This is a genomic window from Sphingobacterium sp. IITKGP-BTPF85 (assembly GCF_001006065.1).
Classification (GTDB): Bacteria; Bacteroidota; Bacteroidia; order Sphingobacteriales; family Sphingobacteriaceae; genus Sphingobacterium; species Sphingobacterium anhuiense.
Window position 1 is genome coordinate 1 of the sequence record NZ_ASZT02000132.1, and the last position, 14,639, is coordinate 14,639.

Sequence of the window (14,639 nt, forward strand, 5' to 3'; positions counted from 1 at the left end):
AAAATTGGTTCATTGCTTTGTTTATTGTTAATGAGAAGAATGAGGTAGCAATTTCGGAAGATGATATTCTTTATCAAATGATACGAAGTTCGGGACCTGGTGGACAACATGTAAATAAAGTTAGTTCTGCTGTTCGCGCACTTCATGACAGGGTTAATGGTCGTAGCGATGGATACAAGATCCCAATTACAAAATAAAAAATTAGCAACAGAACGTCTTGCGTTAAAGATCATGAATATGCAGGATCTGACTGTTAAGCAAGAAAAAGACCTCCAATGGCATAATCATGCTGAAATAGAGCGTGGTAACCCCATCCGGGTTTTTAAAGGTATCAAATTTAAATGTTCATTATAAATTTGATAGATGGAGATGAATCACTGTTCAAAAGCCTATGTTTAAATACCTAGGGCTTTTGTACTATAATTAGAATTTGCATTTATATGTGGAGGTACTAATTTATCTAAATAAGCAGTCTTAGACCGAAATTATTTCATTTTTATGTAAAACCGTAGCATCGATAGATCACTACATTTTAGTTGATTAATGAAAATTTTTAATAAAAACCAGATTAAAAATGTGATTTGTTTTTTGTTAAATATTATATTAACGCTATCTTAACACACCAATTATAACTTTGCAACTGAAGAAATGTAAAGTTCTAGTATGCAATTTAAATTGATCAAGAGTAAGAAATCATGAAGACGTGGTCTGATAGCGAATTGTTTGAGGAATTAAAGAAGGACAATAAAATGGCCTTTTCAATTTTATTCGATCGATATTCGGATATTCTTTTTCGTTTTATCCAAAAGCGGATTGAATCTGTTCCAGATGTCGAAGATATAATACAGGAAGTTTTTATTTCTATGTGGAATAGACGAAGCAAAATTGAAGTGAGTGATTCCATTTATCCTTACTTATTTAAAGCTGCCAAATATGAGATGATTGATTGGCTTATTAAAAGTGAAAAAAGAAATCGTCATCTTGATTATCTTGAGATTAATAAAGATCAATATCTTATCGGCACTACCAGTGAAGATGAACTGATCGCTAAAGAACTTGCAAGGCTTTTAGAAAATGAAATGTCTCGTATGCCTGATACTATGCGTTCTGTTTTTAGACTCAGCAGGAGTGAAGATATGTCAATAAAAGACATTGCCAATCAACTTTCTTTATCTGAGCAGACTGTCAAGAATAATGTTTCTATGGCGCTGAATAGACTCAAATTTAAACTCAAATAATTATTTTACTTTTTTCGGTACTTATTCACCCGAAGTCGGGTTATAAGGATGTATGAAGGAAAATAAACCCATAGATTCTCAAAAACAATTACTTCAGAAATATCTGGATGGTCAATGTACACCTGAAGAACATAGACTGCTTTTGAATTGGTTTTATTCAATTGAAGATGACCAGTCTCAAGAGACTTCGGATACCAAACGGATTCAATCATTAGGTAGATCAAAATCTATCGTAATGGATCAGCTAGATGTTACTTCTGATTCAAATCCAGTGAGAAAGATGTTTGACTGGAAAAGATTTTCCGTAGCGGCCGTTGTTATAGTGATCGTGAGTATTACTACATTATACTTTGTGAAAAATAATATTCAAATAAAGGAAGTCCATTTGGCAGCACAAATACCAGATTCTACTGGAACTTATAAAAATGATATCCTGCCTGGGTCTTCTTATGCTTATCTATCTTATAAGGGTAAAAAAAGTGAAATAAAAGACCATCAACTAAGTAAGGATAATGTACCGCATTCCAGTAACTATTTTGTAGAAGTACCCAATGCTGGCACATATAAATTGGAATTAGAGGATGGTACATTGGTTTGGTTAAATTCTTCTTCTACACTAGATTATCCGGATGCTTTTGGTGTAAAAGAGCGTCGGGTAAAGCTCACAGGTGAAGCTTATTTTGAAGTGAAAAAGGATAAGAATAGACCCTTCCGCATTGAAGTCGAAGGTAGTACTGTTGAAGTTCTAGGTACAAGTTTTAACATTAATGCTTATGCAGATCAAGTGAATACAACTCTTGTTGAAGGTAAAGTAAAGATTCTAAAAGGAAATCACGAACATGAATTGCTTCCGGGAGAAGAGGCTTTGATAAAAGGTGATGAAATTAAAATCCAACAAACAGATGTTTCAAAACATATAGCTTGGCAACGAGGAGAGTTTTATTTTGACGGCAACAATCTTCAAGATATTTTATCACAGATTGCGCGATGGTATGATGTTGAAATTATTAATGCTGAAGCTTTGACCTTAAATTCATCTTATAAAGGCTCTTTAAGTCGTGAATTGAAACTTTCCGAAATTCTGAATTCATTGGCATATGTGACTAAGAAAAAATTTGAAATTGATGGACGAAAAGTAATTATAAAATAACAGAATTATAAACCTTAAAATTTGAATGATATGATCGAAACCTAACAAATACTAGTTTACGGCCAGATCCATAAAAAAAGGGAGTGTTGACGCACTCCCAAATGGAAAAAGGCAATTTATTGAAATGTGAATTCTATAGATTAATCAACCTTTAACTATTCAAAGTTATGAATTTTTTTTCTCCTATAATAATCCGGGATGATCGGAGGAGTCGACCCTATGCCTATGTTTTTAAAATCCTGCTAATTATGAAGTTAATTTGTATGCTGGTTGTGTTGTTTACACTCGGGGCCCAAGCATCGGGATATGCTCAGAATGTAAATATTTCGATGAAGAATGCGAAAATAGAGCATGTGCTGAAAGAGATATCTAAGCAGACTAAATTGCGTTTTTTTTACGATGAAAAATTACTCGAGCAGACCGATCTTGTAGATGTGTCTGTTTCTAAATCAGATGTTCGCACCGTCTTAAATCGGGCACTAAAAGGTCAAAATCTTGCATTTGAGATAATGGGGGGGACAATCGTTATTACTGAAAGAAATAAAACAGATATTGAAATATCCGGTACAGTGCGTGATTCTATTGGGGTTATGCGGGGTGTAACTGTATCCGTTTTGGGAGTATCTGGCCTTTCGACAAAGACAGATGCAGATGGACGGTTTTCTCTTCGTGTACCAGAAAATAGCATTTTACTTTTCCGTTTTTTAGGCTACAAAGATCAAGAGGTTCAGGTTGCAAATCAAAAGGTGATCAATATCCGAATGGAAAGTGCAGAGTCGCACTTGGATGAAGTTATTGTCGTGGGTTATGGAACTCAAAAAAGAATCAATTTATCTGGTGCTGTTGACCAGATCAGCGAAAAGTTTTTGGATAGCAGACCGATTACTAATGTTGGCACTGGGCTACAGGGAGCTATGGCTAATCTAAACATAACGCCTACGAGTGGTAGAGCAAATAGTTCACCTGGGATTAATGTAAGGGGGTATACATCATTATCTGGCGGTGGACCATTAATTGTGATTGATGCGTTCCGGCCACAAATGATGAATTAAACAGAATGAATCCCATTGATATTTCTAGTGTTACGGTTTTAAAAGATGCCGCATCTGCAGCAATCTATGGTAGCCGGGCTGCTTTTGGTGTGGTCTTAGTAACGACAAAAACAGGAACAAGTAAAGAGATAAAGGTAGCCGCCAATTCAATTTTTGCAGCTAAAGCAATAACTAGAACGGTCGACATTGAAGATAATCCATATGAAGTCATGAAGTATAGGAATATCATGGGTGCTCCTTGGTATAATCTTTATGATGAAAGGATGCTCGAATATGGTAAAGCTTTAAATGATGATCCTTCATTACCACGTGTGATTGTGGATCCAAAAAATCCTAATGCTTATATCTATTTAGGTTCAACAGACTGGTTCAAAGAAGTATATAAAGATATTCAGCCTTCTTACACGAACAACATCAATATATCTCAAAAAATGAAAAGTCTTCATTTTATCTTTCTGGAGAGTATTATAGACAAAATGGTATGCTCAGAATCAGTCCAGATACCTATGATCGCTACAATTTTAGAGCTAAGGGAGATTATAAATTAACTGATTGGTTTACATTATCTAATAATACAACCTATACTGCAGATAAATATGACCAACCATCTGCTATTGATCAAGGTTATCTTTATTGGCATAATGTTAACCGCCAGCCCTCATTAAATACGGTACGCAATCCTGACGGAACCTATACAGAAGCCGGTGTAAGTATGATCGGTGCTGTTGCCGATGGAGGAAGAAGTGTTCGCAGAGTCAATGATTTTCAAAGCAGTTTTGGAGCTAAGATCGATCTACTAAAAAATGTTTGGACTTTAAATGGTGATGCAACATTTAGAAGGGTATCCGGTAAAAGTCATTATTTTGTGGTGCCACTGGAATTTAGTACAGGTCCAGGTGTTATCAAACGCCAAGCTTTCAATAGCTCAGCTTCAAATGGAAGTGATGAAACCCGCTATAATGTATATAATCTGTATTCCCAGTACCAACAGACATTAAAGGATCACTATTTTTCATTAATGGTTGGTTTTAATCAGGAAGAACGTATTTATGAGTCGTTTTCAGCCTCACGTGATCAATTGATTGCCAATTCTTTGCCTACTATTGGACTAGCCACAGGAGAAACACCTTCAGTTGGTGCATCTGACTATGCATGGTCGGTCAGAGGTGCATTTGCTAGAATTAACTACAGTTATAAAGAGCGATATATTTTTGAATCAAATCTGAGATATGACGGTTCTTCAAGATTTCCTAAAAAAGATCGATTTGCATTTAACCCATCAGTTTCTGGGGCTTGGGTGATTTCAAAGGAGAACTTTTTTGCTCCGCTAAGTGCGTCTGTTTCAAATTTGAAGTTACGCGGATCCTATGGGTCATTGGCTAATCAAGATCTGCGTGACAACTATTATCCATATATCGCAAATATGGGAAAAGGTACAAGTATTGTGTTAGATGGTAAACGCCCTGCTTATGTAACAAGTCCTGGTTTGGTTTCGCCTACGTTAACTTGGGAAACAGTTACACAATCAAATTTCGGAGTAGATATCGGCCTTTTTGGTAATCAATTTTTTGGATCATTTGATTTGTATCAACGTATGACAAAAGATATGCTGACTGCGGGTCGTACGTTACCTATTGTTCTCGGTACCGGAGTACCATTAGAAAATGCAGCAGATTTAAAGACCAAGGGTTGGGAGTTAACCCTTGGTTTTAATAAAGAGTTTATGGTCGGTTCTAAACCTCTTTCCTTTGCAACTCGATTTAATCTTGCTGACAGCCGTGCTTACATAGAAAAATTTAGCAATCCTAAAAATAACTTAAATGATTACTATGTAGGACAGGAGATCGGTGAAATGTGGGGATTGACCACATTAGGTTTTTTCAGTCAGCAGCAGAAATAGAGGCACATGCTGATCAGAATGATGTTACTTCTTATCCGGGTACAAGAGGCCTCGAGCCAGGTGATCTTAAATTTGCGGACATAAACGGAGATGGAAAGATCAATAACGGTGATTGGACATTAGCAAATCATGGTGATTATAAAGTGATCGGTAACTCAAGACAGCGATACACTTATGGCCTTGATTTAACATCGGCATGGAATGGTATAGACCTTCGTATATTTTTGCAAGGTGTCGGTAAGAGAAATTATTATCCTCCTGGAGGCGACCATTACTTTTGGGGTATCTATGCTCAACCTTGGGCGAGTTTGACAAAATTTAATTTAGATCACTGGACGCCAGATAATCCAAATGGATACTTGCCTAGACCTAAATCTTATGTAGCTGAGCAAAGTGGAATCGAATTGGCAGCTACACAAACTAAATATTTACAAAATGCGGGCTATTTAAGGGTTAAAAATATTACGGTCGGTTATACTTTTCCAAAATCGTTGACAGATCGATGGGGAGTGGATCGCGTTCGTTTATTTGCCAGCGGCGAAAATCTTTTTGAATTTACGAAATTGATGGATTATTTAGATCCAGAGATTGTAGGGGATAGAACTGCTTATCCATTTCAAAGAACATATTCTTTGGGCTTGAATTTTAATTTTTAAATAATGAAATGTATCATGATATTACAGATTTAAAAACATATACCAATAGTTTTTACAATACTTTAAGTTCACCGATCGCAGATATCGGAACGGATAACTTGGCCCATCATAATTCAGGAAGCGCTATAGATGAAATGATGAGGGGAGGTATAACGCCTCAAAATGCGAGTGTTTGGAGCTGGTCCACTTTGCGTGGGATCAACTTTTTTCTAGAAATTATGGACGCGTTAAGAATGCAAGTGCAGAGGAAGTGAATCATTATGTCGGTATAGCCAAATTTTTCCGTGCACGGTTCTATATTGATAAAGTCAATATGTATAATGATGTACCTTGGTATGGACACACTTTGAATACCGCAGATATTGAACCGCTACATAAGAAGCAAGATAGTAGAGCTTTGGTGGTTGATTCTATTATGGCTGACCTAGAATTTGCAGCAGCCCATATAAAACCTGACGGACACAAATCGACTGTAACTAAATGGGCAGCTTTAGCACAGCTGGCACAGTTTGCACTGCAAGAAGGTACATACCGTAAATATCATACCTACTTAGGTTTGGCTGCTAGTTCTAAAACGTTTCTAGAAAGAGCAGTATCTGCTTCGGAGAAAATCATAAATGAGGGTAGCTTTCAGATCAGTAAAGCCGGTGGTGTAGATAGAGCTTACAGAGACTTGTTTATCAGTCAAAATCTTCAGGCAAATCCGGAAACTATTATGTTTATCGATTACGATAAAGATTTGAATATGAGACGAAATACGCATACGGTATTGGATTATGAATGGGCTTTAAGCCAGACACTGATGGAAAGCTATTTGATGAAAGATGGGACTAGATTTACAAATCAACCAAATTATAAGACAAAAAATGTCAATGAAGTATTTGCAAATCGAGATCCACGTTTTGAGCAAACATTCATGAAGCCTGGATTTCAATCGATTGACGCAACGACACCACATCGTTTGAAGCCAACTTTAGGTGGGTATAATCAGATTAAATTTTATCCGGAAGTTACCGAAATGATTAGCTGGGAAGCTTCTTACACGGATGCATTTGTATTTAGATATGCTGAAGTCCTATTAATTTATGCAGAAGCTAAAGCAGAACTTGGAACTTTGAATAGTCAAGCAGATCTGGATAAGTCGATCAACCAACTAAGAGCGCGTGTTGCTATGCCTCCTATGATTTTAAGTGAAGCGATGGGTGCTGTAGATCCTATATTACAACAGTACTATCCTAATGTAAAAGGAAATGTTGGACTAATTTTAGAAGTTAGAAGAGAAAGACGGGTTGAATTAGCATGTGAAGGCCAGCGCTATCGTGATATTTTTAGATGGGAAGTTGGTGAACGTCTTGCAGATCAACAGCAAGGTATGTATGTAAAGGCGTTAGGTGCAATGGATGTCACCGGTGACGGGAATCCCGATATAGCTATATTAGAATCGGCGAAAGATACAGGTCCTATTGCTGGGTTTACTCCAGAACAACTGAAGAACATTACACTTACTACCTCAAAGATGCAAATGGTAATAATAATAGCATTTACCTAGAGAATGGAAGTAATGGACATATTATGTTTACTGTTGCTAGGGATAATAAGAAAAACTTTATTAAAAATAAGCACTACTATTATCCTATCGCCAATAGTCAAATGGTGTTAAGTGGAAGTAACTTAGTGCAAACATTAGGTTGGGAACAATAGTAGGAAATAATCGATCTTACATAACCTTAAGAGAAGATTAAGAAGGTAATTAAGAGAAGGCTTATCTATGATGGGATAAGCCTTCTCTATTTTTGTATTTTTATTAAATTTGGAAATTTAGTAGATCGACCTTAATTAAATAATAGTGCCATAAAAGTCTTTTCGCAGAATCGGAAATGAAGGTTTCTATTATAGTATGATGGTTTTACAGGAGACCATTCATATTATTATCGAAAATGAATAACTATGCAACTTGTTGTTTCCAGTAAGATACAAACAAGTCATAGAGTTCATTTATGCTCATATCAATTTCGGAAGCAGATACATGATCTGTAATTCTTGAGATTGTTTATCAAAAGCCATATTCCAAAACATCTTGGAAAGTTTTGTTTGGTAATATGCTACATTCGTTAAGTATACAACCACCAAAGTATCGCCACCAACTTTTGAACCTCTAAACCAGTAACATCTTTCCAGTTAATTGCTCCAATACCTCTTGATAGAGGTGAGGTTTTTCCGCTTACAGTATTTTCATTCAATTCAAAAATTGCAGACTTATCATTCATATTTATGATACTCTTTATCACGAAAATCAGCATAATCAAAAATACAGCCCCACTTGCCACTGCTACCTTTGCTTTAAAAATATCGTCAAAAGTGCCTAATCCATAAATAAATACAATGCCCAGGACTAGACAGATCGCTCCAGAACTGATTAATAACTTTCTGCTTTTAGCTGTATCTCTAAAGATTTTAATTTCTTTGTTCATATATCATGTATGTATTAATGAACAGCGAAAGTAAAGAATTTTATCATATACCCAAGAAAATTGCGAAGTTATATGCGTTGTTTATATACCTGTCTTTTATGGAAAGTACCTATTATATTTTTATTCTGCGAGGCATGTCGGCATATGCATTACAGGAAAATTGCACGAATTGGCTATAAAACAAAGTTGATTAGCTTTTTTGTGCAAATCTAACGCTAATGCAATTGCTCCGGATTTAAAATAACCACTGCAGGTTTTAGTATTACCTCCACAAAATGGCCACTAGCATCTGAATTAACTTCTAATATAGCTTCTGCATGGTCTGTGTAAGAGATGACCTCAATGTTGTTTTGATCACAAATATAAAGATAAGACATCATATGGCATGAAACTAAGCTACTCAGCAAGAGATCTTCTGGATTGTATAGACTTGGATCCCCTTTGAAAGCTTTAGCTGCAGAGATTGCCAGATCACTTTTCCCTTCAATAGAAATGTGATGGCTTTTACTATAAACTTTAGATTTAGGAGAAGCTACCTTCTCTGTTGAAAACCAACTTAGTGCTACTTTAAAGATGTGCTTGAACGCCATTTTTTATTTCAAATTTAACTCCATTATACTAGATATCCAATATTAACACTAATTTGACTACAATTTATGTGCTTTCATTTCACTATTCTGAATTTTGTTTAAACCAATGATTTTGTTTTTGGAATCAATCTGAAAGATAAGGGAAGCATCTAGGTCTCGCGCGAAGAATTTATGTTTTGCAAAGGTACAAGTTCTTTTTATCATGACCAACCTGTCCATAAGTTTATTATGCTCTAGGGTTACTTTAAATACAGGTCCTGGATTAAATTGACCATATCAGTGCTTAAACCTGAAAACTACATCAGAATTAGGTTTTATAAAGTTCTTGCTAAGAAATATGATGAGAGACATAATACGAAAGATCTAACTCATCTTTATTGAAAGTTTATATTTCCAAAAAAATCTATAGCATGAAACTGTGGATGCGGTAAATGAATAGGAGACCAAGATAAATAATGAGGCTGTTCCAATTTATCACCGCATTTATAAAAGTTCCCTTTAAACTTTTGATTAGCAAATGAATCCATTGGATTTAAATAGAAAGCAGTTAATGGTATGATGACAGCTAGTTGCCAAGAGGTTGTTTGATTTTGAATATTGATCGGATCGCTACCTAAAGAGGACCATCGCTTGATACTGTTTAATATAGGTTCTGTGGCCAATGCACGTTTTCCAGGCTTACCTGCCTGCATTAATAACTTTCCGATACAGTTGAATTCAAAATTATAATAGGTTAAATCAGAGGCCTGAGGTTGGACAAAAAATTCAACACATGCATCTTGAAATACTTTCCCGTTATCATGATTAGTAACAGCCCTTACATGTTTCTCCTCCACTAGGTAATGAATTAATAAAGCCTTATCGGTATATGCAATAGCAAAACTAACCTGCGGTTTATAGGGATATGTAGTCCAATTCACCTGATCAATAGCTTGATAGGTAATAGCCGTTTTATTAAAAAAAAGAGGGATATCTTTAGGATCAGCTATATCCGTTTTCAATCTCACTACTGTTAAAGACTTTGACCTGTTATGCACTTGGGCAGTTAAGTTACATGTTGTAAATACCGCGAAAAAAATAAGTACAGCTCGAATCGAATTTCTCATTATAGATATAAGGTAAATATTTAAGTCAGCTATGGTGCTGGTATCAAAGCTTATTTAGAACACAATATAATCATATTTTCTATGTTTTATAGCCGTAGTTTTATATTCATTTTTTCAAAAAGACCAGCTGTCCAGATTACTAAAATAGCAAAAAGAAAGCAATTAAGAAGACCTGGCAACCCTGAGGTTAATTGATCGGGTAATGTAATTAAGGTTAAACTAGAGGCTGCATAATACAAATAAGGTATACAATAAGTAGTAAGTGTACTTGTACCAGCTGGTTTGATCCATTTAAACCATCCTGTCAAGTTATAATAGGTTAAGATATCCATTAAAGTATATGTCAACAGGGAAATACATAAGACATAAAATAACCAAGGTAATGTCGCCGATATTTTATTTACAATCCAATATTGATGACAGAAATATCCCATCGCTAAACTGATCAACCCAGATAAAATGATATAGAACCATTGCATGCTTTTAGATAATTTTTCCATTTTAGCAAGTGACATACTGAGTATTACACCACCCATGGTGAAAGCTGTTAATACGCCATTGCCGATATGAAATAGTGCAATGAATCCATCAATAAAATTACCTTTTGGTAGATTTAAGATTGAAGTTCCACCAAACTCTGCTTTTAATGGCGTTTTAAGAATTGCGATCAAAATAAGGATGACAGTAATGTAAAATAGGTATTTATGTCGATCAGAAAATAGTAAATAAGCAGTCGCACAAAAGAAATAAGAAAAACCAATCATCCCAAGAATACCCCAATTCGAAGAAAATACAGATCCATTTGCTCCTCTAAAGCTAATTGCTAAATAGAGAAGTATGAGTACACCTATTATTTTGAAGATGGGGATCAGGCCTTGTATTCGATGATTCGTAACCTTTGAATAGTCGTTCCAGATGGCAACAAAAGCTAGGATCATCAGTACCCAATAGATAGCGATTGAATAAGGAGTGTCTGCCGCTAGCCCGGCTTCGGAATTTCCGATAAAAACTCCAGTAATCAAAAGTGCAAATGTACGAGACAAAATATGTTTTATTGTCGATAGCGATTCATATCCTTTAGTATACCGTATCTCGATTGCATAAGGTATGGATAAACCGACAGAGAAAAGAAAGCATGGAAATATAACATCTGCTAGCCCCATAAAATCTTCTCCATAAGCAGCATGCTCAAGATAATGGGGAACGTCATGAATTTTCCAAAAATCATTAACAAAGATCATAATCAACATGGTCAGTGCCCGCATCATATCAATTGCTGGATTCCGCTTATGATAAAATAAACTTTGCTTTTCCATTCTTTCACAATAAGGTTATTCCTGTACTTATGTTCAATTGTTGATTACTCGAATATTCCTGAATAAACTGTACGTCGAAGTATTCCTTCTTCTGTATCACCAGCATATTCCCAATACATAGCTCCTAATAAACCTTTTGCTCTTATAAAATCGCACTTGAGCCTGATGGATTCAGGGCTTTCATAGGACAAAACAAATTCTCCTTGTTGATTGACCATGTAATTCGCTTTTGCAACATCATCCCATTTTTTTTCCAATCCTTGTAGCTTTAATAAGTCTTTGTAATCGATAAAACTTTTAACTTCTTCCTTATTTCCTCTTCCATAAAAGGGTATTCCTAAAACAAGTTTGTGAGCAGGCATCCCCGCGGTAATATGTGCTGCTACTGCTTCTTCACATGTTGTATTACCAGACAATGCTGATCGGTATAGGCTCGCATGGTGGTAAGGAGGATTACCGGAATCGTAGGTCATGATATTGACAAAATTTAGATAAGGTGCAACTATATCGAAAGCCACATATTTACCACTTGCCACAGAAGCCATAGTTAGCAATTTTTTAGTGCCAATAGCTTTTCTAATCGCTTTCATCAATAAACTAAAATTATGGGTATCATTAATATGGGAAGATATACCTGCGGCCGAACTAGTAGGGTATTCCCAGTCAATATCAATACCATCTAAATGAAATTGTTTGACAGCTCGAGCGCAATCTTTGGCAAATTGCTCTCTTTTAGTGTTATCTGAGGCCATCTCACTAAATCGGCCACTTCCCCAACCACCGATCGACAATAATACCTTAAGATGAGCATATTTTTTCTTCAGATCGACAATCGATTGTAACCGTGTTTCATTATCGATACGAATACCATTAAAGCATCATTAACATGACCAAATGCGTAATTAATATGTGTAATCTGTGTTGGATCGGGTATATCTGATGTCCAGGAAGTTACATAGGCGACTATAACCTTACTAGGTTTATTTTTCGCAAAAATGGGTGAGACAGTAGATATTAGCAGTATTAACACAATAATAAGCTGAAAGGAAAAAAACGCTATACACGATTTCTCATTCTTTTTAATTAGCATAAGTTTCAATATATTAGATCTTTTTTTTAATGTTAGGTTAGTCCGATCTGTAAATATAATATATTATTTGTTGATAATCAATTCGTTATATATCTTTTTTTCTAACAAGATAAATTGTCTGAACTAAAATGAAAAGTATATTTAAACATCCTTTTATCTAGCATTAATCTACCCAATCTGCTTACATCGTCCGGTTAATGTTGATAGAAGTCAGAAGTTTATTCTTTAACTTTATAAACCAGTATATTTGAATCGCAGCATGAATGAAAAGATAGAGACAATTAATAGGTGGATTGACCAATACAGTGTGCCCTTATTAAAAAGAGCAATGTATTTAGTGTCTGATAAAGAAGATGCCGAGGATTTGGTACAAGATGTTTTTATAACTGCCTTTGAGTCATATACTAACTTCAAGGGTAATAGTAGTCCCTTAACTTGGCTCATGCGTATCTTAAAGAATAAAGTTGCTGATTTCTATCGTAAAAAGTACCGTCATAACGATCAGATCAGTTTGGATTATTTTTTTGATGAATCAGGATCATGGAAAAGTGATGATATACTATATGAGTGGAACGAAGAACAAAATCTGCTGGATGACAAAGAGTTCCATATTGCTTTCGAGGAGTGTTTAGAAGGTCTTCCTTTAAAGTGGAAAATCCCTGTAAAGCTTTATTATCTCGAAGAAAAAAAGGCAGCTATAGTTTGTCAGGAAACCGGAATTACAACGACTAACCTTTGGAAAATACTTCAGAGAAGTCGATTACAATTAAGGGCCTGTTTGGAAAATAATTGGTTTAATACTCAAAATTAAAACATTACTATGTTAAAAAGAACCATACACTTTTTACTGCTCTCTTGTTCTGAGACGACTTTGTTAATTGAACTGCAAAATGCTGACGAATTATCATTAATTCAAAGACTAAGATTAAAGGGACATCTTTCTATTTGTAAATGGTGCCGCGCTTATGAGAGAAAGTTTATTTTTATGGATACACTTTTGCGCAACAATCTGAATAAAGGGCATAATCAGGTTATTCATGAAAATGATATACAGGAGTTTAAAAGTAAAATAAAAAGTAAAATTAAAACTTAATCTTTTTTGTCAGCATTTTAAAGTATCAGCGACTATTGATGTAAAGAAACATCACTGAACTTTAAAATCAATCAAAATGCATGCAAAAAACAAAAATAATGATCCAAATATAGGGTCTTCGTTAGGTTACTATATTTCGTTTGGAGGAGCGGTTCTTATTTTACTTTGGATAGGAATATTTAAGTTTACACCTACGGAGGCAAATGCGATTAAACCACTGATAGAAAATCATCCACTATCGGCTTGGATGTATACCATATTGAGTGTGCAAACCGTATCGAATATAGTTGGTGTAGTGGAAATTTTGGTAGCAATTTTACTGATTCTGACATTAAAATTTGACGAACTGAAAAAATATGCAGGATTTGCAATTTGCGTCATATTCCTGATGACATTGAGTTACTTATTCACCACACCAAATATGTGGAAGATTATAGATGGCGTACCCTATACAGATTTTTTTATACTTAAAGATCTGATGTACCTAGGATTTGGTATGCATTTGGTAAGTTATAAGACAGTTTAAAACATAAAACAATGAAAAATACATTAATAATATTGATATGTTCTATTGGAGTTGTCACATTGATGGCAATGGGTCTTGCTTTAAAGAAAAAGACAATAGAGCCACTAAATAAAATACCAACCGACATGAATCGTAAAACAAAAGAAATTTATTTTGCAGGAGGATGCTTTTGGGGTACAGAGCATTTTTTTAAACAAGTAAGAGGTGTTACTGCTACAGAAGTAGGATATGCGAATGGAACAGTTGTAAAACCAACTTATGAGGCAGTTTCTAAAGGTGTAACAGGAGCTGCAGAAACCGTTAAAGTTGTCTATGACCCCGAAGAAATTGATTTAGAACTGTTAATTGACTTGTTTTTCAAAACGATCGATCCAACACTTTTAAATCAACAAGGGAATGATATAGGAACCCAATACCGGACAGGTATTTTTTCTCCAATAAAGAAGATGAA

General features: G+C 35.1%; 18 protein-coding genes. 13 read left to right on the forward strand and 5 right to left on the reverse strand.

The window, feature by feature from the left end; translation table 11 throughout:
• From L950_RS34085 to L950_RS19900, 10 genes are all read left to right on the forward strand, one after another.
• The coding region (locus L950_RS34085) for a peptide chain release factor-like protein (protein WP_316930713.1) at positions 1 to 197 on the forward strand (197 nt) is incomplete at its 5' end.
• A complete protein-coding gene (locus L950_RS34090; RefSeq protein WP_021190000.1) occupies positions 169 to 354 on the forward strand; it encodes a peptide chain release factor family protein in 186 nt (61 codons plus the stop codon). The genes L950_RS34085 and L950_RS34090, both read left to right, overlap by 29 nt.
• Before the next feature lie 365 nt (positions 355 to 719).
• Entirely contained in the window at positions 720 to 1,238 is a 519-nt protein-coding gene (locus tag L950_RS19885) for an RNA polymerase sigma factor (RefSeq protein ID WP_231577466.1), read from the forward strand.
• A gap of 52 nt (positions 1,239 to 1,290) precedes the next feature.
• On the forward strand, positions 1,291 to 2,388 hold the full coding sequence (locus tag L950_RS19890; protein WP_021190002.1) for a FecR family protein: 1,098 nt from the start codon (positions 1,291 to 1,293) through the stop codon (positions 2,386 to 2,388).
• Positions 2,389 to 2,636: 248 nt separating this feature from the next.
• Entirely contained in the window at positions 2,637 to 3,440 is an 804-nt protein-coding gene (locus tag L950_RS35840; protein WP_262507153.1) for an STN domain-containing protein, read from the forward strand.
• A gap of 5 nt (positions 3,441 to 3,445) precedes the next feature.
• On the forward strand, positions 3,446 to 3,988 hold the full coding sequence (locus tag L950_RS34100) for a hypothetical protein (protein WP_231577472.1): 543 nt from the start codon (positions 3,446 to 3,448) through the stop codon (positions 3,986 to 3,988).
• Entirely contained in the window at positions 3,922 to 5,340 is a 1,419-nt protein-coding gene (locus tag L950_RS34105; RefSeq protein WP_231577467.1) for a TonB-dependent receptor domain-containing protein, read from the forward strand. Before L950_RS34100 ends, L950_RS34105 begins: the two co-directional genes overlap by 67 nt.
• Positions 5,295 to 5,996 (forward strand): hypothetical protein, encoded by a 702-nt coding sequence (locus tag L950_RS34110; RefSeq protein WP_231577468.1) that lies wholly within the window; start codon positions 5,295 to 5,297, stop codon positions 5,994 to 5,996. Before L950_RS34105 ends, L950_RS34110 begins: the two co-directional genes overlap by 46 nt.
• Positions 5,997 to 6,004: 8 nt before the next feature.
• Complete coding sequence (locus L950_RS34115) at positions 6,005 to 6,250, forward strand: hypothetical protein (protein ID WP_231577469.1); 246 nt, start codon at positions 6,005 to 6,007, stop codon at positions 6,248 to 6,250.
• A complete protein-coding gene (locus tag L950_RS19900) occupies positions 6,247 to 7,545 on the forward strand; it encodes a RagB/SusD family nutrient uptake outer membrane protein (RefSeq protein ID WP_231577470.1) in 1,299 nt (432 codons plus the stop codon). The genes L950_RS34115 and L950_RS19900 overlap by 4 nt, the downstream gene beginning before the upstream one ends.
• Positions 7,546 to 8,107: 562 nt before the next feature.
• Here the strand turns inward: L950_RS19900 and L950_RS19905 are convergent.
• The 5 genes from L950_RS19905 to L950_RS19925 form a co-directional block, all read right to left on the reverse strand.
• Positions 8,108 to 8,467, reverse strand: coding sequence for a hypothetical protein (locus tag L950_RS19905; RefSeq protein ID WP_021190004.1), 360 nt, complete (start codon positions 8,465 to 8,467; stop codon positions 8,108 to 8,110).
• Between the two features lie 215 nt (positions 8,468 to 8,682).
• On the reverse strand, positions 8,683 to 9,057 hold the full coding sequence (locus L950_RS19910; RefSeq protein WP_021190005.1) for an OsmC family protein: 375 nt from the start codon (positions 9,055 to 9,057) through the stop codon (positions 8,683 to 8,685).
• 374 nt (positions 9,058 to 9,431) lie between these two features.
• Positions 9,432 to 10,058: a carbohydrate-binding family 9-like protein gene (locus L950_RS19915; protein ID WP_021190007.1), complete on the reverse strand. Its 627-nt coding sequence runs from the start codon at positions 10,056 to 10,058 to the stop codon at positions 9,432 to 9,434.
• A 191-nt stretch (positions 10,059 to 10,249) separates the two neighbouring features.
• Positions 10,250 to 11,479, reverse strand: coding sequence for a DUF5009 domain-containing protein (locus L950_RS19920; protein ID WP_021190008.1), 1,230 nt, complete (start codon positions 11,477 to 11,479; stop codon positions 10,250 to 10,252).
• 44 nt (positions 11,480 to 11,523) lie between these two features.
• On the reverse strand, positions 11,524 to 12,270 hold the full coding sequence (locus L950_RS19925) for a glycoside hydrolase family 18 protein (protein ID WP_231577471.1): 747 nt from the start codon (positions 12,268 to 12,270) through the stop codon (positions 11,524 to 11,526).
• A gap of 558 nt (positions 12,271 to 12,828) precedes the next feature.
• Here L950_RS19925 and L950_RS19930 point away from each other — a divergent pair.
• From L950_RS19930 to msrA, 3 genes are all read left to right on the forward strand, one after another.
• Complete coding sequence (locus L950_RS19930; RefSeq protein ID WP_021190009.1) at positions 12,829 to 13,380, forward strand: sigma-70 family RNA polymerase sigma factor; 552 nt, start codon at positions 12,829 to 12,831, stop codon at positions 13,378 to 13,380.
• 358 nt (positions 13,381 to 13,738) lie between these two features.
• A complete protein-coding gene (locus tag L950_RS19940; RefSeq protein WP_021190011.1) occupies positions 13,739 to 14,188 on the forward strand; it encodes a DUF417 family protein in 450 nt (149 codons plus the stop codon).
• Between the two features lie 11 nt (positions 14,189 to 14,199).
• A partial coding sequence (gene msrA, locus L950_RS19945) for a peptide-methionine (S)-S-oxide reductase MsrA (protein ID WP_021190012.1) occupies positions 14,200 to 14,639 on the forward strand: 440 nt, incomplete at its 3' end.